An 18651-nucleotide genomic window follows, 5' to 3' on the forward strand; every position below is an offset into this window, starting at 1 on the left:
GCGAGGGGGCGGGGGGGGTGGGGGGGGCGCGGGGGGGCGGGGGGGGCGCGCGCCGCCCCCCCCCCCCCCCTCGACGTTCCCGGAAGCGTCCCGGTGGCGTCCCGGCGGCCCTCCCCGGCGGGCGCGGAACGTGGCGAAATGCCAGAGTTATGGGGATTTGCGATATAGCTGGAGCCGTACGACGGGAGATGCGCCCCCATGCCTGACACTCCGACCCCCGCCACCATGCACAAGAACCCCGGCCACGTCGCGGCCGCCGGCTCCGCCGTCCACGCGCCGTCCTCGCCGTCCTCTGCGTCCGCCGCCTCCGCCGCGACCGACGCCGGCAAGCCGACCGGCGAGCGCGGCCGCACGGCGCTGGCCGTCGGCGTGGTCGAGAAGATCGCCGGGATGGCCGCCCGCGAGGTCAACGGCATCCACGCCCTCGGCTCCGGCCTCGCCCGCACCTTCGGCGCGATGCGCGACCGGGTGCCGGGCGGCAAGTCTGGCGTCGGGCGCGGCATCAAGGCCGAGGTCGGCGAGAAGCAGACCGCCATCGACATCGCCTTGGTCGTCGAGTACGGCGTGGTCATCCCCGAACTCGCCCGCCAGGTACGGGAGAACATCATCGACGCGGTCGAGCGGATGACCGGCCTGGAAGTCGTCGAGGTCAACATCGCGGTCAACGACGTCCACCTCCCCGACGAGCCCGACGTCGAGGAGGAGGAAGAGGAGACGGTCGTCGCGGGGCAGCGGCCCAAGCTCAAGTAGCGAGCCCACGAAGCGCCCGGCGGCGGGCGGCAGCGAGGACGAGGAGTAGCGGATGAACCTGGCCATCGTCGGCCTGGTGGTGGGCATGGCCCTCGGCTTCGCCGGGTACTTCGGCGGCTTCGCGGCGTTCCTGCTGGTCGCCGCGCTCGGGCTGGTCGGCTTCGTGGCCGGCCGCCTGCTGGAGGGCGACATCGAGCTGGGCGACCTCGGCGACCTGCTCCGCGGCCGCGACCGGCGCCGTTGATGGCGGCTCCCACCACCAGTGCCCGCCGCGAACCCGCCGCCCGGGGCCGACTCCGGATCGCCGACCGCGTCTACGCCCGCATCGCGGCCCGGGCCGCCCGCGAGGCCCTCGCCGACGCCTGGACCGGCCGCACCGCGAAGGGCGCACCGCCCGCCGTCTCGGTGGCCACGCCCGGCAGCACCGTGACCGTCCGGGTCGCCGTCGCACTGCCCTTCCCCGCCGACCTCGCGGCGCTCGCCCGGGCCGTCCGCGAACGCGTCGCCGCGCAGGTCGCCGGGTTCACCGGGACCAGGGTGTCCGAGGTGGTCGTCGTCGTGGAGCGGCTGGTGACCGGGGGAGTGTCATGAGTGCGGGGGGCGAACCGGTGCCCGGCGAGGAGGCGACGGCGGCCGGGGACGGGCCCCCGCCGGAGAAGGTGCGGCGGCCGCGGGCGCCGCGGGCCGTCGTCGCGGCGCTCGTCGCCACCGTGCTGATGGTGCTCGCGGGCGCGCTGCTGTACGACGTGATCGCCGTCCGCGCCGGGTACCCGACCCGCCGGTGGCGCGCCCGGATCGCCGACGAACTGGCCACCCGTCACCTCGACTACCTGTGGGCGCTGGTGGGTGCCGGCGCCGCCGTCCTCCTCGGCGCGGTGCTGCTCTGGCTGGCCCTCGCCCCCGGTCTCGGCCGCTGGCTCCCGCTGCGCCGGCACGGCGACACCGGCGCCGTCATCGACCGGGCCGGCATCGGGCACCTGCTCGCCGACCGCGCCGCCGGACTCCAGGGCATCGACCAGCTGCGGATCCGGATCAGCCGCCGGCGCGTCCGGGTCACCCTCATCGGGGCGGCGGACCCGGTGTCGGTCCAGCGCCAACTGCGCGATGAGCTGGCACGGGTGACGCTGGCCCGGCCGCTGCGCCTGGACGTGCGGGCGGCGCCCGGGGCGGGGCCCGGGGTGGGGGCGGCGGGATGAGGCGGACGGCCGTCAACCGGGTGCTGCTGGGGGTGGTCGGGGCGGTGCTGCTGGCCGCCGGCGTGCTGGTGCTGGCCGGCGGGCTCGACCTGTACCGGCGCCTCGGCGCCGACCCGCCGGGCTGGTGGCCGCTCACCTCCCCGGACCAGCCGGTGCTCAGTGCCCGCTCGCGCACCCGCTGGGCGGATTCGGCCTGGTGGTGGCCCACCGTCATCGGCGGGCTGGCCGTGGTGGTCGCGGGCACCGCCTGGTGGCTGGTGGCGCAGCTGCGGCGCAGCGGCCCGGCCGGCCTCGTCGTGCCGACGCCCGGTGCCACCGGACTCCGGCTGCGGGTCCGCACCCGGGCGCTGGAAGAGGCGCTGGAGACCGGGACGGCCACGCTCCCCGAAGTCGAGCGCGCGGGCGTACGCCTGGTGCGCGCACCCGGGCACCCGCGGCTGCGGGGCGCCGTCCGGCTCACCCCCGGCGGCGATCCGGCGGCCCTGGTGGAGCACTTCGACACCGGCCCGCGAACCGACGCCCGGACCAGCCTGGGTCTCCCGGAACTCCCCGCCGACCTGCGGATCCGGATCCTCCAGGCCGCCCGGCCCGAGTCGCGACGGCGCCGCGGGCGGCGCAGACCCCCGCGGGTGGAGTGAACCAGGGGCGGGCGGAGCCGGGCGCCCGCCCCTGTGTGCGTCCTAGAGCGGGCGCAGGGCGCCGCCGTCGACGGGGATCATCACACCGGTCAGGTAGGAGGCGGCGGGGGAGAGCAGGAAGGCCGCGACCTTGCCGAACTCCTCCGGGGTGCCGTAGCGGCCGAGCGGGATGGTCGCGGCGGCCTGGGCGCGGGCGGCGTCCGGGTCGCCGCCCAGGGAGTCCAGCTCGCGCACCCGGTCGGTGTCGATCCGGGCCGGGAGCAGCCCCACCACCCGGATGCCGCGCGGGCCGAGCTCGTCGGCGAGGGACTTGGCGGCCATCGCCAGCCCCGGGCGCAGGCCGTTGGAGATGCCCAGGCCGGGGATCGGCTGGCGCACCGAGCCGGAGAGCACGAAGCCGATCACGCCGCCCTCGCCGAGGGCTGCGGCGGCGGCGCGGGCGAGCCGCAGCGCGCCGAGGAAGACCGACTCGAACGCGTCGCGCCAGGCCTCCTCGGGGGCGGTGGCCACCGGGCCGGCCTGGGGGCCGCCGACGCTGATCAGCACGCCGTCGAGCCGGCCGAAGTGCCCGGTCGCCTCGGCGATCAGCCGTTCGGCGGTCGCCGGGTCGGCGTTGTCGGCGGCCAGGCCGTGGGCCGTCCCGGCGCCGCCGATGGCGTCCAGCTCGGCGACGGCGGCGGCCACGGACTCCTTGCCGCGTCCGCTGACCAGCACCCGTGCTCCGTCGGCGGCCAGCTCCCGGGCGGCGGCGAAGCCGAGGCCCCGGGTGGCGCCGGTGGCCACGTACACCTTGTCCTTCAGTCCAAGATCCATGGGGCCCATCCTGCCGGGTGGCGGGCGCGAGGGGGAGGGCCGGGGGCTGGGGGGCGGTCGGAGCCGGGCTGGCGTTGACGTCCGGGTCAAGGTCTACCGTCGGTCCCGGCGGCGTGCGGAGGCGGGCCGGGAGAGCGGGTGCGGGGATGCGGATCGGGGAGCTGGCGGAGCGGGCGGGGACGACCACCCGAGCGCTGCGGTACTACGAGCAGCTCGGCCTGCTGCCGGCCCGCCGGGCGGGCAACGGCTACCGGGCGTACGACGAGGAGGACCTGCGGCTGCTGCGGCAGATCCGGACGCTGCAGGACTTCGGGTTCGGCCTGGAGGAGACCCGCCCGTTCGTGGAGTGCCTCCAGGCGGGCCACCCCGAGGGCGACTCCTGCCCGGCCTCGCTGGAGGTGTACCGGCGCAAGCTCGCCGAACTGGACGAGTGCATCGCCCGGCTGCAGGACGTCCGGGCCCAGGTGGCCGGGCAGTTCGACCGGGCGGTACGGGCCCGGGACGGGCTGGCGGCCGAGCCCTCCGGACAGCCGCCGCGCTGTGAACTGGCGAACGAATGGGCGAAGGAGTAGACGATGGTGCAGATCCCAGGGGTGCCCGCGGTGACGGACGACACGTTCGCCGCGGAGGTGCTGGCGGCCGAAGGGCCGGTGCTGGTGGACTTCACGGCGGACTGGTGCCCGCCGTGCCGGATGATGGCGCCGGTGCTGGCGGACGTCGCCCGTGAGGAGGCGCACCGGCTGCGGGTGGTCAGCGTGGACGTGGACCGCAATCCGCGCACCCAGGCGGCGTACGGGGTGCTGTCGATGCCGACGCTGATGGTGTTCCGCGGCGGCGAGCCGGTGCGTTCGGTGGTCGGCGCCCGGGCCAAGGCGCGGCTGCTGCGCGAGCTGGAGGACGTGCTGTAGGCGGTTCTCCGGGGCGTTCCCCCGGGTAGGGGCCTCGGGCCGGGGCCTCAGGCCGCCGGTACGGCCTCGACCGGCACCTCGGCCTCGGCGGCCTGCTTGGCCCGGTCCTTGGCCTCGCGGCGGGCCAGCACCCCGACCCCGACCGGGATCATCGCGGTGAACAGCCACCACTGGATCGCGTACGCCATGTGCGGGCCGATGTCGGAGTGGTTGGGCTCGGGGATCAGCTCGGGCTGGTCGGCGGGGGCCGGGGTGGTGGCGGTGAGCTCCAGGTAGCCGCCGAGCACGGTGGTGACGCCGGTCTCCTTGGCCTGCTGCTCGGTGTTGATCAGGTTGAACTGCCGGTCGGGCAGGCCGGCGCGGTCCTTGATGCCGCTGCTGCCCGTGGTCTCGTCGGCGCGCATCCGACCGGTGAGGGAGACCTCGCCGGTCGGGGCGGCCGGGACGGTCGGGTAGGCGGTGGCGCCGCCGTCGCCGGCCACCCAGCCGCGGTTGACCAGGATGCTGCCCCTGCCGTCGGAGAGCTTGAGCGGGGTGATGACGAAGTAGCCGATCGTGTCCCCGCTGGAGTCGGTCCGCTTGCGGACGACGAACTCGTGCGCCGTGTCGTACTGCCCGGTGGCCGTCACCGGGTGCCAGATGAGGTCCTTGGGCACCGCGAAGCCGGGGGCCGACGACACCGTGTCGAACGGCACGGGGGCGACGGTGAGGGCCTTGCCGATCAGGTCGTTCCGGGCCACCCGCGACTCGTGGCGGTGCAGCTGCCAGAAGCCCAGCTCGATCGTCGCGGGGATCAGCAGCAGCGCGATCAGCATGGTGATCAGCCACTGGCGGGTCAGCAGAAAACGGTACACATGGGCACGGTACGCCGACTTCACATCCGGCTCACGCACCGGGGTGCGGGGCGACCTCGCGGAGCAGTTGGAGGAAGGCGTCCTCGCCGACCACCGGCGTGCCGACCTCGCGGGCCCGGCGGGCCTTGCCGCTCCAGCTGCCCGGCTCGTTGGTGACCAGCAGGCTGGTGAGCCGGCTCACCGAGGTGGCGATGTGCAGGCCGGCCTCGGCGGCGCGGTCCTCCAGCAGCTCCCGGTCGGTGGCGGTGTCGCCGGTGAAGGCCACCCGCATGCCCTGCACCAGCGGCTTGCCGTCCTCCCAGCGTCCCGGGTTGGGGTACGGGCAGGGCGGGCGCTTCTTGGCCTGGCGGTAGGCGGCGCCGGTCCAGGAGGCGCGGCCGAGGGTGGCGGGCTCGTCCTCGCCGAGGTCGGTGACGGCCACGCAGGCCTGCACCGGCAGCGGGACGCCGCCCTGGCGGGCCAGGTGCAGGCTGGGGCGGAACGCCTCGGCGAGCACCCGGGCGTCGTCCAGGGCGTTGTGGGCGTGCTGCTGGCGGACGCCGAAGTGGGCGGCGAGCGAGGACAGCTTGCCGTTGGGCAGCGGCAGCCGCAGGTCGCGGGAGAGCACCATGGTGCAGATCCGCTGTTCGACCGGGGCGCGCAGGCCGGCCCGGGAGAACTCGCGCGAGATCATGTTCCAGTCGAAGAGCGCGTTGTGGGCGACCAGGACCCGGCCGTTCAGCCGGTCGGCGAATTCGTCGGCGATCTGCGGGAAGGTCGGGGCGCCGGAGAGCAGCTCCGACGTGAGGCCGTGGATCCAGACCGGGCCCGGGTCCCGCTGGGGGTTGACCAGGGTGTACCAGTGGTCGGTGACCTCGCCGTCCGGGTCCAGCTGGTAGACGCCCGCCGAGATGACGCGGTCCGAGCGGCCGAGGCCGGTGGTCTCGACGTCGACCACCGCGAAGCCCTCGGCGGGGGCGGCGGTGCGCTGGGCGGGGACCTGGACGGTCCGCGGCGCGCCGTACGTCTCGGGCTGGATCGGGTGCATGGTCCAACAGGATAAGCGCCGTCGGGCCCGCGTCCGGTCGAAATGTTCCGGCCGAGCGACCGGAATAGAGTATTCCGTATGGGCGTCGCCTATCCGGTCGACGCCGTCAACCGGCCGCCGACACCCCCCGACGGCCGACTCCGTAAGGACGAACTCCCATGCGCGCCACCGTGATCCACGGCCCCAATGACATCCGGATCGAAGAGGTCCCGGACCCGGTGATCCAGCACCCGACGGACGTCGTGGTGCGGGTGGTGAACGCCTGCATCTGCGGCAGCGACCTGTGGGCGTACCGCGGGGTGGCCCAGCGGGTGGCCGGGCAGCGGATCGGGCACGAGTTCCTGGGCGTGGTCGAGGAGGCGGGCGCCGAGGTGCGCGGCTTCGCGCCGGGCGACCTGGTGGTGGCGCCGTTCGTCTGGTCGGACGGCAGCTGCGACTTCTGCCGGGAGGGCCTGCAGACCTCCTGCCCGCACGGCGGGTTCTGGGGCGAGGTCGGCTCCGACGGCGGCCAGGGCGAGGCGGTGCGGGTGCCGTTCGCGGACGGCACGCTGGTGAAGCTGCCGAAGGAGGCCGCGGGCGACGAGAAGCTGCTGCCGGGGCTGCTGGCGCTGTCCGACGTGATGGCCACCGGGCACCACGCCGCCGTGTCGGCGCGGGTGCGCCCGGGCGTGACGGTCGCCGTGGTCGGCGACGGCGCGGTGGGCCTGTGCGGCGTGCTGGCGGCGCACCGGCTGGGCGCGGACCGCATCATCGCGCTGGGCCGGCACACCGCCCGCACCGACCTGGCCCGGCGCTTCGGCGCGACCGACGTGGTGGCCGAGCGCGGCGAGGCCGCGATCGAGGCGGTGAAGGAGCTGACCGGCGGCCAGGGTGCGCACGCGGTCCTGGAGGCGGTCGGGACCGAGGAGTCGATGCGTACGGCCGTCTCGATCGCCCGGGACGGCGGCGCGGTGGGCTACGTCGGCGTTCCGCACGGCGGCAGTGCGGGCGTCGACATCGGTCAGATGTTCGGCCGAAACGTTTCGCTCAACGGCGGCGTCGCCCCGGCCCGCGCCTACATCCCCGACCTGCTGCCGGACGTCCTCTCCGGGGCCATCGAGCCGGGTCTGGTGTTCGACCGCACGGTGGGCCTGGACGGTGTCCCGGACGGGTACCGGGCGATGGACGACCGCTCGGCGCTGAAGGTCCGGATCACTTTCTGACGATGCGTCAGAAGGGGCGGCACTGCTGGACGGTGCCGCCCCTTCGGCATGTGGCGGCGGTGTTGTGAAGTGGCGCGAGTGGTGGTTTTCGGCCAATTGGATAGTGCGAGAGGGTGAACGACTGGCTGATCGCGGTCAACCCCTTTCGGGGCGGGCGCGACGCTCCTAGCATTGCGCGGCGCGCACACGGATTGTGACGCCCCTCACGTCCGATCGTTCCCCGTGTGCGACCGCTACGCCGAAGGAGCGAGGAGAGACAGAGTGGATTCGCCGCCGATCACCACTACCCCTACGGAAGTCCAACTCATCGATGAGAGCGAGGAGTTCCGTACCCTGAGGCGCTCGTTCCGGAGCTTCGCCTTCCCGGTCACCATCGGCTTCGTGCTCTGGTACCTGCTCTACGTGCTGCTCTCCTGCTACGCGCCCGGCCTGATGGGCGCCAAGGTCGTCGGGCACATCAACGTGGCCCTGGTGCTGGGGCTGCTGCAGTTCGTCACCACCTTCGCCATCGCCGCCTGGTACGCCCGCTACGCCGACCGGCGGATCGACCCGACCGCCGCCGCGATCCGCGAGGCCCACGGCGCCGTCGTCCACGCTCCCCGGGAGTCCGCCGAATGACCCTGCTCGCCAGCTCCGCCACGGAGCACCGCGGCATCACGATGACCCTCTTCGGGTTGTTCGTGCTGGCCACCCTCGCGATCACCGTCTGGGCCGGGCGGCAGACCAAGGACGCGGCCGACTTCTACGCCGGCGGCCGCGGCTTCACCGGATTCCAGAACGGCCTGGCCATCTCCGGCGACTACATGTCCGCCGCGTCCTTCCTCGGCATCGCCGGCGCCATCGCGCTCTCCGGCTACGACGGCTTCCTCTACTCGATCGGCTTCCTGGTCGCCTGGCTGGTCGCGCTGCTGCTGATCGCCGAACCGCTGCGCAACTCCGGCCGCTTCACCATGGCGGACGTCCTCGCGTTCCGGATGCGCCAGCGCCCGGTGCGCACCGCGGCGGGCGTCTCCACCATCGTGGTGTCGATCTTCTACCTGCTCGCCCAGATGGTCGGTGCCGGGACGCTGGTCGCCCTGCTGCTCGGGGTCAACGGGGACGCCGCCAAGCGCTGGACCATCGTCGCGGTCGGCGCGCTGATGGTCGTCTACGTGGTGATAGGGGGCATGAAGGGCACCACCTGGGTGCAGATCGTCAAGGCCGTGCTGCTGATCGCCGGCACCGCGCTGATGACCGTCCTGGTGCTCGCCAAGTACCACTTCAACCCCTCGGAACTGCTCGGCGCCGCCGCCAGCGCGAGCGGCAAGGGCGCGGCCTTCCTCGAACCGGGGCTGAAGTACGGGGCCAGCGACACCAGCAAACTCGACTTCATCAGCCTCGGGATCGCGCTGGTGCTCGGCACCGCCGGCCTGCCGCACATCCTGGTCCGCTTCTACACCGTGCCCACCGCCAAGGCGGCCCGGAAGTCGGTGCTCTGGGCGATCGGCATCATCGGCGTCTTCTACCTGATGACCCTGGCGCTCGGCTTCGGTGCGGCGGCGCTGGTCGGCCCCAAGGCGATCAAGGCGGCCAACGCCTCGGGCAACACGGCGGCCCCGCAGCTGGCCGAGGTGCTCGGCGGAGGCTCCGGCACCACCGGCGGCGCGATCCTGCTCGCGGTGATCTCCGCCGTCGCCTTCGCCACCATCCTGGCCGTGGTCGCCGGACTCACCCTGGCGTCCTCCGCCTCCTTCGCGCACGACCTGTACGCCAACGTGATCCGGCGCGGCAAGGCCACCGAGAAGCAGGAGGTGCTCTCGGCGAAGTGGGCCGCCGTCGCGATCGGCGCGGTGGCCATCGTGCTCAGCCTCTTCGCGGGCAAGCTCAACACCGCCGCCCTGGTCGCCCTGGCCTTCGCGGTGGCCGCCTCGGCGAACCTGCCCACCCTGCTCTACTCGCTGTTCTGGAAGCGCTTCACCACCTCCGGCGCGGTCAGCTCGGTCTACGCCGGCCTGATCAGCTCGGTGGTGCTGGTGGTCTTCTCCCCGGTGGTCTCCGGCGCGAAGACCTCGCTGTTCCCGGACACCGACTTCCACTGGTTCCCGCTGGAGAACCCGGGTCTGGTCTCCATCCCGATCGGCTTCCTGGCCGGGTGGATCGCCACCCTGCTGTCCAAGGACCGACCCGACCCGGCGAAGTACGCTGAACTGGAGGTTCGGGCGCTGACCGGGCTGGGCGCCCACTGACCGGGCGCCCACCGACCGACCGGCGATGACTATGCTGGCCCGGCCCGCCGTGACGGTGGCCGGGCCGGCCGCATTCTCGGGAAGGGACGCACGTGCTGCTCGACACCTTCGGACGCCAGGCCGTCGACCTGCGGGTATCCCTCACCGACCGGTGCAACCTCCGCTGCACCTACTGCATGCCGGAAGAGGGCCTGCGCTGGCTGGCCAAGCCCGAGCTGCTGACCGACGAGGAGATCGTCCGGCTGGTCACCCTCGCGGTGCGCGACCTGGGCGTCCGGGAGGTCCGCTTCACCGGCGGCGAGCCGCTGCTGCGCCCCGGCCTGGTCGCCATCGTCGCCGCCTGCTCGGAGCTGGAGCCGCGCCCCGAGCTGTCCCTCACCACCAACGGCATCGGGCTGGCCCGTACCGCGACGGCGCTGCGCGAGGCCGGGCTCGACCGGGTCAACGTCTCGCTGGACACCCTCGACCCCGAGGTGTTCCACACCCTCACCCGCCGCCACCGCCACCAGGACGTGCTGGCCGGGCTGGCCGCCGCCGAGGCCGCCGGGCTGACGCCGGTCAAGCTGAACGCGGTGCTGATGCGCGGGGTCAACGACCACGAGGCGCCCGACCTGCTGGCCTGGTGCCTGGAGCACGGCTACGAGCTGCGCTTCATCGAGCAGATGCCGCTGGACGCCCAGCACGGCTGGGACCGCTCCGCGATGGTCACCGCCGAGGAGATCCTCGACCTGCTCGGTGCGCGGTTCACGCTCACCCCGGAGCCGTCCGCCCGCCGGGGCGCTGCGCCCGCCGAACGCTGGCTGGTGGACGGCGGCCCGGCCCAGGTGGGCGTGATCGCCTCCGTCACCCGCCCGTTCTGCCGGGCCTGCGACCGGACCAGGCTGACCGCCGACGGGCAGGTGCGCAACTGCCTGTTCGCGACCGGGGAGACGGACCTGCGCACCGCCCTGCGCTCGGGCGCGGACGACGCCGAGCTGGGCGCGCTGTGGCGGGCGGCGATGTGGGGCAAGAAGGCCGGGGCCGGGATCGACGACCCGGAGTTCCACCAGCCCGAGCGACCGATGTCGGCGATCGGCGGCTAGCGGGCCTCGGACGGCGTGGGAGGTCGGAGCGCCCCGGGCGGTCAGGGTGTCTCGGGCGGTCAGGGCGTCTCGGACGACTCGGACGGGTCCGGGGTCCAGTCGGCGAAGGCGACGACCTCCTTGAGGAAGCCGCGCACGCCGAGGAACTGGGACAGGTGCTCACGGTGCTCGTCGCAGGCGAGCCAGGTCTTGCGGCGGTCCGGGGTGTGCAGCTTGGGGTTGTTCCACACCAGCACCCAACGGGCGTCCGCCCGGCAGCCCTTGGCGGAGCAGATCGGCGTCTGCGAGGTGTCCATCGGGTCGTCCTCAGCGCTAGGCGGGTGGTCTGCACCGCCAGTGTTTCACGCGCTCCGCGCGGCCCGGAGGGAGCCCGCCCGGATCCGGGCATGGCGACGCCGGGCAGCCACGGGGGGAGCCGCCCGGCGTCGGTCCGTCGCTCCGACGGGGGATGCGGAGCGCGTACGCAGTATGTCACGCCAGGGGCCTCGGATGGGGAGGTCTTGCATGATTAATCTGAGCTTCTTCTGAGCTTTCTTCGAGCCTGATTCTCTCGAAACGTCGCGAAACGGACGGTCAGTTCGAGCCCTGTGAAGGATCGGTGGCAGCGGACTTTGCCCCATCTGTACCGGGGGCCCCAGCTGCCCCACCCCTCCCACCCGTCCCACCGGGGCCGAGCATCAACGGGGTGTCCAGCGGGATGTCGAAGGTGCTCGGCAGCCCCGGCGCCCGCTCCCGGCCCGCGTTGGCGATCAGGACGGCGAAGTACGGCAGCAGCACGGCGCCGGCCAGCGCCGCGAACGCCAGCCACCGCTGGACGTCCCACAGCACCACGGCGAGCAGCACGCAGACCGTCCGGAGCAGCATCGAGACCACGTAGCGGCGCTGCCGCCCGCGGACGTCCTCGGTGAGGCTGCTCCGCGCTCCCGTGATCCGGTGGACCTGCTGTCCACCGTCGGCGCTCTTGCCCATGTCCTACCGCCCTCGTCCACGCTCCCGCGCGACTCGCCGCGCGGCCTCCTCACGGTACGCCTGGGCAGCGGGGACGACGAGACCGGGTGGGGCGGACCCACCCGGTCGGGTGTGCGAAGGGACTGTCCGGCCGATCGGGACGGCCGATCGGGACGGCAACAGGGATAGTGAGGGGCCTCACGACCGCCGGGAGAGGAACTGCGGCGGGACGGCGTCGGTGAGCCAGACGCCGTTGTCGCTGATCCGGAACTCGTGGCCGGCCGCCGCCATCGCGGCCGCGTTCACGGTGAGCACCACCGGGCGGCCGTGCCGGGCGCCGACCCGGACCGCGGTCTCGGTGTCCGCGGACAGGTGGACGTCCTGCCGGGCCATCGGGCGCAGGCCCTCCCGGAAGATCGACGCCAGATGGCGGTCGGCGGTGCCGTGGTAGAGCACCGGGGGCGGCACGGTGGCGGCCAGGCCGAGGTCGACCGCCACCGTGTGGCCCTGGTTGGCGCGGATCGAGAGACCGTCCGCGGAGTAGCCGAAGCGGCGCTTGTTGTTGGTCGCCACCACGTGGTCCAGATCGGCCCTGGTCAGCCGGTTGCCCTTCGCCGCGAGGGCGGTGAGGAGCACGTCGATCCGGATCCAGCCGGACTCGTCCAGCGTGACGCCCACCCGCTCCGGTTCGTGCCGCAGGATGCGCGACAGCATCTTGCTCGTCTTGACCAGCCGCTTCTCGTCCATCATGTCTCTCGTATCCCCCCGTTGGTCAGTGGCTATGAGGCCTGGCTGACCGAACTCATGTTGAAGTCCGCGACACGCACGGGTGGCATCGCGGTGCGGGTGAAGTAGTCGCTCCACTCGCGGGGCAGGCAGCGCTCGGTGCGGCCCGCCTCGGTGATCCGGTCCAGCAGGTCCACCGGGGACTCGTTGAACCGGAAGTTGTTGACCGCGCCGACGACTTCGCCGTTCTCGACCAGGTAGACGCCGTCCCTGGTCAGACCGGTGAGCAGCAGCGTCGCCGGGTCCACCTCGCGGATGTACCAGAGGCAGGTGAGCAGCAGGCCGCGCTCGGTGCGGGCGATCATCTCGTCCAGGGTCGGCGCGCTGTCCTGGTCGGCCGTCTCCAGCACCAGGTTGTCGCCGAACGGGCGCAGCGGCAGGCCGGTGAGGCCGGCGGAGTGGCGGCTGGTGACCAGGTCGGTCAGCACGCCCTCGCGGATCCACTCGGTGGCGTCGATCGGCAGGCCGTTGTCGAAGACCGAGATGTCCCCGCCGGTCGAGTGCGCGAGGACGAACGGCTCCGACTCCAGGCCGGGTTCGGCCGGGTCCGTGCGCAGCGTGAGCGGCAGCCCGGCGAGCTTGTCGCCGATCCGGGTGCCGCCGCCGGGCTTGGAGAAGACGGTGCGGCCCTCGTGGGCGTCGCGGCCGACGGCGGACCAGGCGAGGCAGAGCATCAGGTCGGCGACGGCCGAGGGCGGCAGCAGCGTCTCGTACCGGCCGGCCGGCAGGTCCACCTTGCGGGCGCCCCAGCCGAGGCGCTTGGTCAGCTCGGTGTGCAGGGCGGTGACGTCCACGTCGGAGAAGTCCCGGGTGGCGGCGCCGGCCCACGCGGAGCCGGACAGGTCGGCGGTCTTGGCGTTGATCTCGACCATGCCGGTCGGCTGGTCGTGGCGCAGCCGCAGGCCGGTGGAGGTGCCCAGGTAGCTGCTGACCACCTCGTGCCGGGCGAAGCCGTACAGCAGTTCGCCCTGTGCGGCGGCCCGGGCGAAGGCCTCGCCGAGGGCCGGGCCGAAGGCGTCGAACACCGCGATCGAGGTCTCGGCGGGCGGCCGGGTGAAGTCCGGGGAGGACGGCCGGTCGGCCACGAGCGGCTGGGCGTCCTCGGCCGGGCCGGCCGCGCGGGCGGCCTCCTCGGCGGCGCGGACCAGGCCCTCCACCTCGTCCGGGGTGACGGCCTCGCGGGAGACCACGCCGGAGGCGGTGCCCTCGGCCCCGGCCACGGTGGCGATCACGGTGAGGCGGCGGCCGCGGGTGACGCCGTTGGTGGTCAGCGAGTTGCCGGCCCAGCGCAGGTTGGCGGTGGACTCCTCGTCGGCGATCACCACGCAGCCGTCGGCGCGGGCGAGGCCGAGTGCCAGCTCGACCAGTTCGTGGGGCTGCATCGCGGTCATCAGTGACCCGCCTCCTGCTGGGTGTTGAGCACGTTGACGTTGCGGAACAGCGCCGACGGGCAGCCGTGGCTGACCGCCGCGATCTGGCCGGGCTGCGCCTTGCCGCAGTTGAAGGCGCCGCCGAGGACGTAGGTCTGCGGGCCGCCGACCGCCGTCATCGAGCCCCAGAAGTCGGTGGTGGTCGCCTGGTAGGCGAAGTCCTTGACCTGGCCGGCGAGTTCGCCGTTCTTGATGGCGTAGGCGCGCTGGCCGGTGAACTGGAAGTTGTAGCGCTGCATGTCGATCGACCAGGAGCGGTCGCCGACGATGTACAGGCCGTTCTCCACCCCGGCGAACAGGCCCTCGGTGTCCGGGCCGTCGGCGGCGGGCTGGAGCGAGACGTTGGCCATCCGCTGCACCGGCACGTGGGCCGGGGAGTCCGCGAAGGCGCAGCCGTTGGAGCGCTCGAAGCCCTTCAGCTTGGCCATGCCGCGGTCGAGTTGGTACCCGACCAGGGTGCCGTCCTTGACCAGGTCCCAGGACTGGGTGGCGACGCCCTCGTCGTCGTAGCCGATCGTGGACAGGCCGTGCTCGGCGGTGCGGTCGCCGGTGACGTGCATCAGCTCGGAGCCGTACCTGAGCGAGCCGAGCCGGTCGAAGGTGGCGAAGGAGGTGCCGGCGTAGGCGGCCTCGTAGCCGAGGGCGCGGTCCAGCTCGGTGGCGTGGCCGATCGACTCGTGGATGGTCAGCCAGAGGTTGGACGGGTCGATGACCAGGTCGTAGCGGCCGGCCCGGACGCTCGGCGCCTTCATCTTCTCGGCGAGCAGGGTGGGCAGTTCGGCGAGTTCGGCGTCCCAGTCCCAGCCCGTCGCGGGCAGGCCCCGGCCGTCGGGGGACGGCCCCCGGACCCCCGTGAGGTACTCGAAGCCGCGCCCGACCGGCGGGGCCAGCGTGCGCATCGAGTCGAAGGCCCCGGTGCGCTCGTCCACTGAGGTGGCCTCCAGCGTGGGGTGCAGCCGGATCCGCTGCTGGGTGGTGACGGTGCCCGCGGTGTCCGCGTAGAACTTGTTCTCCTGGACGGTCAGCAGGCTCGCCTGGACGTGCGAGACGCCCTCGGCGGCCAGCAGCCGCGAACTCCACTCGGCGAGCAGTGTGGTCTTCTCCGCGTCCGGCACCTCGAAGGGGTTCACCTCGTAGGAGGAGACCCAGGTGGCGTCCCGGTACACCGGCTCGTCGGCCAGCTCGACCCGTTCGGCGGAGCCGGCGGCCCGGCTGATCCCGCCGGACAGGCGGGCCACCGCGACGGCCTGCTCGGCGACCCGCGCCGCCGCGTCGGCGGTGAGGTCCACCCCGGCGGCGAAGCCCCAGGCGCCGTCCAGCAGCACCCGGACGGCGAAGCCGAGTTGCACGCTGTCGGAGGTGCCGGCCGGGCGGGCGTCGCGCAGTCGCCAGGAGGCGCTGCGGACCCGCTCCAGGCGGAAGTCGGCGTGGGCGGCGCCGAGTTCGCGGGCCCGGGTGAGGGCGGCGTCGGCGAGGGTGCGCAGCGGGAAGGCGAGGAACAGCGGGTCGACGGCGCGCCCGTGCGGGGCGCCGACGCTGTCGGCCGGAGGGATCGGAGGCAATCGTGCTCCCTGGTCGCGGAGGGTGGCGGTGCGGCGCCACACAGGGGCGCCCGCACCGCATCATGGCCGGTCCAGGGGGTTTCGGCCAGCGCATTTCGGCCGGTGCGCCGCCGTGGTGGCCGGTCGGTCAGCCGACGATCTCCCACCAGCCGTCCAGCTCCGGCGGGTTGTCCACGTCGACCCGCTCGCCGGGGCGTGGCACGGCCAGCGGGACGGCCTGCGCCTTGGCCTCGGCCAGCAGCCGCTCGATCGGCTCGGCCCACGGGTGCAGGCCCAGGTTGAAGGTGCACCAGTGCACCGGCACCAGCAGGCCCGCCTGGAGGTCGCGGTGGGCGCGCACGGCGTCCTCGGGGGTCATGTGGATGTCGGCCCAGGCGGCGTCGTAGGCGCCGATCTGCACCAGCGCGGCGTCGAAGGGGCCGTGCCGGTCGCCGATCCGGGCGTAGCCCTCGAAGTAGCCGGAGTCACCGGTGTAGAAGACCTTGCGGTCGGGGCCGGCGATCACCCAGGAGCCCCACAGGGTGGTGTTGCGGGTCAGGCCGCGGCCGGAGAAGTGGTGCGCCGACGTGAGGGTGAGCACCAGGTCGCCGAGGGTGCAGGTCTCGTCCCAGTCCAGCTCGATGATGCGGTGCTCCGGGACGCCCCAGCGGCGCAGGTGGCCGCCGATGCCCAGCGGCACCGCGAACGGCGCGGACTGGCTGCGCACCAGGCGCTTGACCGTCGCCATGTCCAGGTGGTCGTAGTGGTCGTGCGAGATCAGCACGGCGTCGACCTGCGGCAGCTCCTCCAGTTCCACCGGCACGGGGTGCAGCCGCTTGGGGCCGACGTGCGCGGCGGGGGAGCAGCGCTCGCTCCAGATCGGGTCGAGCAGCACCCGGGAGCCCTCGATCTCCACCAGCGCGGAGGCGTGCCCGTACCAGGTGATCGCCACGCCCTCGGCTGCCGGGCCGGGGCCGCCGGCGGGGCGGACGGTCGGCACGGGGTGGGCGGGGACGCGGCCCTCGCGCTCGAACAGCATCCGGCGGATGGTGCCGCGGTCGATGTCCGGGGCGGTGGTGGCCCGGGCCAGGGTGGAGGGGGCGTTGTGGAAGACGCCGTCGCGGTACTGCGGCGAGTCGCGCACCCGCTCCTCGTGCTCGCCGTCCGGCCGCCGGCCGAACGCCGCCGGCAGGTCGCGCAGCGACCAGGCGGCCGCTCCCAGGCCGGCCGCGAGGGCGGTCAGGGCCAGCAGCCGTCCGTTCCGGTGGGTGCTCCTGGGCCGTGCCTTGGTCATGCGCCCTGCCTTCGTTCCTCGCGGGACCCTTCGGGGGATCGGTACGGCCGGTCCCGGGTCGGCCCACACCACGGGGGCAACGGGTGCGCGGGGCCGTGTTGTTCCCGTACGGCGGCGCCGGCTGGGCTCCGGCCGTGGTTCGGTCAGGGCGGCTGAGCAGGTGCGGGGCGCTGCGGGTACGGATTGTCGGATTGCGACAGTTCCTCCGGTGCGGCGCTGTGGGAGCCCGATGCGCCGACACCGCCGACCGCCCGATAGCGTCACACTGCGTACGCGTTCCGACGTACGTCCGCACACACGGAGAGAGGTGGATCGTTGAGCCGCTCGGTTCTCGTCACCGGAGGAAACCGGGGCATCGGCCTCGCGATCGCCCAGGCCTTCGCCGAGGCGGGTGACAAGGTCGCCATCACCAGCCGCTCGGGCGAGGTGCCGGAGGCCCTGCAGAAGTACGACGTCCTCGCGGTGCGCTGCGACATCACGGACGCCGCGCAGGTCGACGCCGCCTTCACCGAGATCGAGGAGAAGCACGGCGCGGTCCAGGTGCTGGTCGCCAACGCGGGCATCACCAACGACACCCTGCTGCTGCGCATGTCCGAGGAGGACTTCACCTCCGTCCTGGACACCAACCTGACCGGGGCCTTCCGGGTGGTCAAGCGCGCCTCGAAGCTGATGATGCGCGCCCGCAAGGGCCGCGTCGTGCTGATCTCGTCCGTGGTGGGCCTGTCCGGCTCGCCGGGCCAGTCGAACTACGCCGCGTCCAAGGCGGGCCTGGTCGGCTTCGCCCGGTCGCTGGCGCGCGAGCTGGGCCCGCGCAACATCACCGTCAACGTGGTCGCCCCCGGCTTCGTCGACACCGACATGACCGCTGTGCTCAGCGACGAGCGCCGCGCGGACATCGTCTCGGGCGTGCCGCTGGGCCGCTACGCGTCGCCCGCCGAGGTCGCGTCCACCGTGCGGTTCCTCGGTTCGGACGAGGCCGCGTACATCACCGGAGCCGTCATTCCCGTGGACGGCGGATTGGGCATGGGTCACTGAGCATGACTGGAATCCTTGAGGGCAAGCGCATCCTGATCACGGGTGTGCTGATGGAGTCCTCCATCGCCTTCCACGCCGCCAAGCTCGCCCAGGAGCAGGGTGCGGAGATCATCCTCACCGCGTTCCCGCGTCCGAGCCTGACCGAGCGGATCGCCAAGAAGCTGCCGAAGCCGGTCACCGTGCTGCCGCTGGACGTCTCCAGCGAGGAGGAGCTGGCGGGCATCGCCGACACGGTCCGCGAGCACCTGCCGACCCTGGACGGCATCGTCCACTCGATCGGCTTCGCCCCGCAGGACGCCCTGGGCGGCAACTTCCTGGACACCCCGTGGGAGTCCGTGGCCACCGCGATGAACGTCTCGGCCTTCTCGCTGAAGTCGCTGACCATGGCGCTGCTGCCGCTGATGCAGGACGGCGGCTCGGTCGTCGGCCTCACCTTCGACGCGCAGTTCGCCTGGCCGCAGTACGACTGGATGGGCCCGGCCAAGGCCGCCCTGGAGTCGACCAACCGCTACCTGGCGCGCTACCTGGGCGAGCGGGACATCCGCTGCAACCTGATCTCGGCCGGCCCGCTCGGCTCGATGGCCGCCAAGTCCATCCCGGGCTTCGGCGACCTCGCGGACACCTGGAACCACCGCTCCCCGCTGAAGTGGGACCTGACCGACCCGGAGCCGGCCGGCCGCGGCATCGTCGCGCTGCTCTCGGACTGGTTCCCGAAGACCACCGGCGAGATCATCCACGTCGACGGCGGTCTGCACGCCATCGGCGCCTGACCGCTTCGCCGCACACCGCTGCCCGGCACCCTCGTGGGGGGGCCGGGCAGCGGCGGTGCATGAAGTGGCCCGGCCCCCCAGGGGTCGGCGGGGGTGGCCGCGCCCCTTGCGCCGGCCGGCACGTCCGCGTCGCGCGGGGGGGCGCCCGCGCG

General features: G+C 73.5%; 22 protein-coding genes. 13 read left to right on the top strand and 9 right to left on the bottom strand.

Annotated features, from left to right (window positions below; all coding sequences use genetic code 11):
* The first annotated feature begins 225 nt into the window (after positions 1 to 225).
* Genes ACFV6I_RS23810 through ACFV6I_RS23830 form a run of 5 tightly spaced genes read left to right on the top strand, consistent with a single transcriptional unit; the run spans position 226 to position 2584 of the window.
* A complete protein-coding gene (locus tag ACFV6I_RS23810; RefSeq protein WP_380376497.1) occupies positions 226 to 750 on the top strand; it encodes an Asp23/Gls24 family envelope stress response protein in 525 nt (174 codons plus the stop codon).
* Positions 751 to 802: 52 nt separating this feature from the next.
* Positions 803 to 994 carry a hypothetical protein gene (locus ACFV6I_RS23815; RefSeq protein WP_063349611.1) on the top strand — a complete coding sequence of 64 codons (192 nt, stop codon included), beginning with the start codon at positions 803 to 805 and terminating at the stop codon, positions 992 to 994.
* Positions 994 to 1341 carry an Asp23/Gls24 family envelope stress response protein gene (locus ACFV6I_RS23820; protein WP_363369085.1) on the top strand — a complete coding sequence of 116 codons (348 nt, stop codon included), beginning with the start codon at positions 994 to 996 and terminating at the stop codon, positions 1339 to 1341. The genes ACFV6I_RS23815 and ACFV6I_RS23820 overlap by 1 nt, the downstream gene beginning before the upstream one ends.
* Positions 1338 to 1946 (top strand): DUF6286 domain-containing protein, encoded by a 609-nt coding sequence (locus ACFV6I_RS23825; protein WP_380427519.1) that lies wholly within the window; start codon positions 1338 to 1340, stop codon positions 1944 to 1946. Before ACFV6I_RS23820 ends, ACFV6I_RS23825 begins: the two co-directional genes overlap by 4 nt.
* Positions 1943 to 2584 (top strand): alkaline shock response membrane anchor protein AmaP, encoded by a 642-nt coding sequence (locus ACFV6I_RS23830; RefSeq protein WP_363369088.1) that lies wholly within the window; start codon positions 1943 to 1945, stop codon positions 2582 to 2584. Before ACFV6I_RS23825 ends, ACFV6I_RS23830 begins: the two co-directional genes overlap by 4 nt.
* A gap of 42 nt (positions 2585 to 2626) precedes the next feature.
* Here the strand turns inward: ACFV6I_RS23830 and ACFV6I_RS23835 are convergent, their stop codons facing one another.
* Positions 2627 to 3397 carry an SDR family oxidoreductase gene (locus tag ACFV6I_RS23835; protein ID WP_063349615.1) on the bottom strand — a complete coding sequence of 257 codons (771 nt, stop codon included), beginning with the start codon at positions 3395 to 3397 and terminating at the stop codon, positions 2627 to 2629.
* 146 nt (positions 3398 to 3543) lie between these two features.
* Here ACFV6I_RS23835 and ACFV6I_RS23840 point away from each other — a divergent pair, with 146 nt between their 5' ends.
* Together ACFV6I_RS23840 and trxA are read left to right on the top strand one after the other, a co-directional pair.
* On the top strand, positions 3544 to 3969 hold the full coding sequence (locus ACFV6I_RS23840; RefSeq protein ID WP_063349616.1) for a MerR family transcriptional regulator: 426 nt from the start codon (positions 3544 to 3546) through the stop codon (positions 3967 to 3969).
* A 3-nt stretch (positions 3970 to 3972) separates the two neighbouring features.
* Complete coding sequence (trxA, locus tag ACFV6I_RS23845; protein WP_063349617.1) at positions 3973 to 4305, top strand: thioredoxin; 333 nt, start codon at positions 3973 to 3975, stop codon at positions 4303 to 4305.
* A gap of 47 nt (positions 4306 to 4352) precedes the next feature.
* Here trxA and ACFV6I_RS23850 read toward each other — a convergent pair whose 3' ends face one another.
* The gene (locus ACFV6I_RS23850) at positions 4353 to 5159 is read right to left on the bottom strand and encodes an SURF1 family protein (RefSeq protein WP_063349618.1); all 807 of its coding nucleotides are present in this window, start codon (positions 5157 to 5159) and stop codon (positions 4353 to 4355) included.
* Between the two features lie 31 nt (positions 5160 to 5190).
* The gene (locus tag ACFV6I_RS23855; RefSeq protein WP_079135933.1) at positions 5191 to 6186 is read right to left on the bottom strand and encodes a DEDDh family exonuclease; all 996 of its coding nucleotides are present in this window, start codon (positions 6184 to 6186) and stop codon (positions 5191 to 5193) included.
* A 158-nt stretch (positions 6187 to 6344) separates the two neighbouring features.
* On the opposite strand from ACFV6I_RS23855, the gene ACFV6I_RS23860 reads away from it, so the two are divergent.
* The 4 genes from ACFV6I_RS23860 to moaA all read left to right on the top strand — a co-directional run bounded on the left by ACFV6I_RS23860 (position 6345) and on the right by moaA (position 10695).
* Positions 6345 to 7388 (top strand): zinc-dependent alcohol dehydrogenase family protein, encoded by a 1044-nt coding sequence (locus ACFV6I_RS23860; RefSeq protein WP_063349619.1) that lies wholly within the window; start codon positions 6345 to 6347, stop codon positions 7386 to 7388.
* Positions 7389 to 7649: 261 nt separating this feature from the next.
* The gene (locus ACFV6I_RS23865; RefSeq protein ID WP_063349620.1) at positions 7650 to 8006 is read left to right on the top strand and encodes a DUF485 domain-containing protein; all 357 of its coding nucleotides are present in this window, start codon (positions 7650 to 7652) and stop codon (positions 8004 to 8006) included.
* A complete protein-coding gene (locus tag ACFV6I_RS23870; RefSeq protein WP_063349621.1) occupies positions 8003 to 9613 on the top strand; it encodes a cation acetate symporter in 1611 nt (536 codons plus the stop codon). The genes ACFV6I_RS23865 and ACFV6I_RS23870 overlap by 4 nt, the downstream gene beginning before the upstream one ends.
* Positions 9614 to 9705: 92 nt before the next feature.
* Complete coding sequence (gene moaA, locus ACFV6I_RS23875; RefSeq protein WP_063349622.1) at positions 9706 to 10695, top strand: GTP 3',8-cyclase MoaA; 990 nt, start codon at positions 9706 to 9708, stop codon at positions 10693 to 10695.
* 59 nt (positions 10696 to 10754) lie between these two features.
* Here moaA and ACFV6I_RS23880 read toward each other — a convergent pair whose 3' ends face one another.
* The 6 genes from ACFV6I_RS23880 to ACFV6I_RS23905 form a co-directional block, all read right to left on the bottom strand.
* Entirely contained in the window at positions 10755 to 10991 is a 237-nt protein-coding gene (locus ACFV6I_RS23880) for a hypothetical protein (protein WP_380427522.1), read from the bottom strand.
* A 277-nt stretch (positions 10992 to 11268) separates the two neighbouring features.
* The gene (locus ACFV6I_RS23885; protein WP_380427524.1) at positions 11269 to 11664 is read right to left on the bottom strand and encodes a DUF3099 domain-containing protein; all 396 of its coding nucleotides are present in this window, start codon (positions 11662 to 11664) and stop codon (positions 11269 to 11271) included.
* Between the two features lie 177 nt (positions 11665 to 11841).
* Positions 11842 to 12390, bottom strand: coding sequence for an RNA 2'-phosphotransferase (locus ACFV6I_RS23890; protein ID WP_063351459.1), 549 nt, complete (start codon positions 12388 to 12390; stop codon positions 11842 to 11844).
* Positions 12391 to 12422: 32 nt separating this feature from the next.
* Positions 12423 to 13820: a metallopeptidase TldD-related protein gene (locus tag ACFV6I_RS23895; protein ID WP_363369106.1), complete on the bottom strand. Its 1398-nt coding sequence runs from the start codon at positions 13818 to 13820 to the stop codon at positions 12423 to 12425.
* Positions 13820 to 15421 carry a TldD/PmbA family protein gene (locus tag ACFV6I_RS23900; RefSeq protein ID WP_380427526.1) on the bottom strand — a complete coding sequence of 534 codons (1602 nt, stop codon included), beginning with the start codon at positions 15419 to 15421 and terminating at the stop codon, positions 13820 to 13822. The genes ACFV6I_RS23895 and ACFV6I_RS23900 overlap by 1 nt, the downstream gene beginning before the upstream one ends.
* 127 nt (positions 15422 to 15548) lie before the next feature.
* Positions 15549 to 16694 (bottom strand): MBL fold metallo-hydrolase, encoded by a 1146-nt coding sequence (locus ACFV6I_RS23905; protein ID WP_063349626.1) that lies wholly within the window; start codon positions 16692 to 16694, stop codon positions 15549 to 15551.
* A 315-nt stretch (positions 16695 to 17009) separates the two neighbouring features.
* Between ACFV6I_RS23905 and fabG the strand changes: the two genes are divergently transcribed.
* Both fabG and fabI read left to right on the top strand, forming a co-directional pair.
* Complete coding sequence (gene fabG / locus ACFV6I_RS23910) at positions 17010 to 17729, top strand: 3-oxoacyl-[acyl-carrier-protein] reductase (protein WP_063349627.1); 720 nt, start codon at positions 17010 to 17012, stop codon at positions 17727 to 17729.
* Positions 17730 to 17731: 2 nt separating this feature from the next.
* On the top strand, positions 17732 to 18499 hold the full coding sequence (gene fabI, locus ACFV6I_RS23915) for an enoyl-ACP reductase FabI (RefSeq protein WP_063349628.1): 768 nt from the start codon (positions 17732 to 17734) through the stop codon (positions 18497 to 18499).
* Positions 18500 to 18651 lie beyond the last annotated feature (152 nt).

This window comes from Kitasatospora sp. NPDC059803, from assembly GCF_042732255.1.
GTDB lineage: Bacteria > Actinomycetota > Actinomycetes > Streptomycetales > Streptomycetaceae > Kitasatospora.

Coding starts and splice junctions, on each gene's coding strand:
- fabI (WP_063349628.1), top strand. CDS start 17,732: ATGACTGGAATCCTTGAGGGCAAGCGCATCCTGATCACGGGTGTGCTG.
- ACFV6I_RS23835 (WP_063349615.1), bottom strand. CDS start 3,397: ATGGATCTTGGACTGAAGGACAAGGTGTACGTGGCCACCGGCGCCACC.
- ACFV6I_RS23895 (WP_363369106.1), bottom strand. CDS start 13,820: ATGACCGCGATGCAGCCCCACGAACTGGTCGAGCTGGCACTCGGCCTC.
- ACFV6I_RS23880 (WP_380427522.1), bottom strand. CDS start 10,991: ATGGACACCTCGCAGACGCCGATCTGCTCCGCCAAGGGCTGCCGGGCG.
- ACFV6I_RS23810 (WP_380376497.1), top strand. CDS start 226: ATGCACAAGAACCCCGGCCACGTCGCGGCCGCCGGCTCCGCCGTCCAC.
- ACFV6I_RS23855 (WP_079135933.1), bottom strand. CDS start 6,186: ATGCACCCGATCCAGCCCGAGACGTACGGCGCGCCGCGGACCGTCCAG.
- trxA (WP_063349617.1), top strand. CDS start 3,973: ATGGTGCAGATCCCAGGGGTGCCCGCGGTGACGGACGACACGTTCGCC.
- ACFV6I_RS23905 (WP_063349626.1), bottom strand. CDS start 16,694: ATGACCAAGGCACGGCCCAGGAGCACCCACCGGAACGGACGGCTGCTG.
- ACFV6I_RS23825 (WP_380427519.1), top strand. CDS start 1,338: ATGAGTGCGGGGGGCGAACCGGTGCCCGGCGAGGAGGCGACGGCGGCC.
- ACFV6I_RS23870 (WP_063349621.1), top strand. CDS start 8,003: ATGACCCTGCTCGCCAGCTCCGCCACGGAGCACCGCGGCATCACGATG.
- ACFV6I_RS23885 (WP_380427524.1), bottom strand. CDS start 11,664: ATGGGCAAGAGCGCCGACGGTGGACAGCAGGTCCACCGGATCACGGGA.
- ACFV6I_RS23830 (WP_363369088.1), top strand. CDS start 1,943: ATGAGGCGGACGGCCGTCAACCGGGTGCTGCTGGGGGTGGTCGGGGCG.
- ACFV6I_RS23860 (WP_063349619.1), top strand. CDS start 6,345: ATGCGCGCCACCGTGATCCACGGCCCCAATGACATCCGGATCGAAGAG.
- ACFV6I_RS23820 (WP_363369085.1), top strand. CDS start 994: ATGGCGGCTCCCACCACCAGTGCCCGCCGCGAACCCGCCGCCCGGGGC.
- ACFV6I_RS23890 (WP_063351459.1), bottom strand. CDS start 12,390: ATGGACGAGAAGCGGCTGGTCAAGACGAGCAAGATGCTGTCGCGCATC.
- ACFV6I_RS23840 (WP_063349616.1), top strand. CDS start 3,544: ATGCGGATCGGGGAGCTGGCGGAGCGGGCGGGGACGACCACCCGAGCG.
- ACFV6I_RS23815 (WP_063349611.1), top strand. CDS start 803: ATGAACCTGGCCATCGTCGGCCTGGTGGTGGGCATGGCCCTCGGCTTC.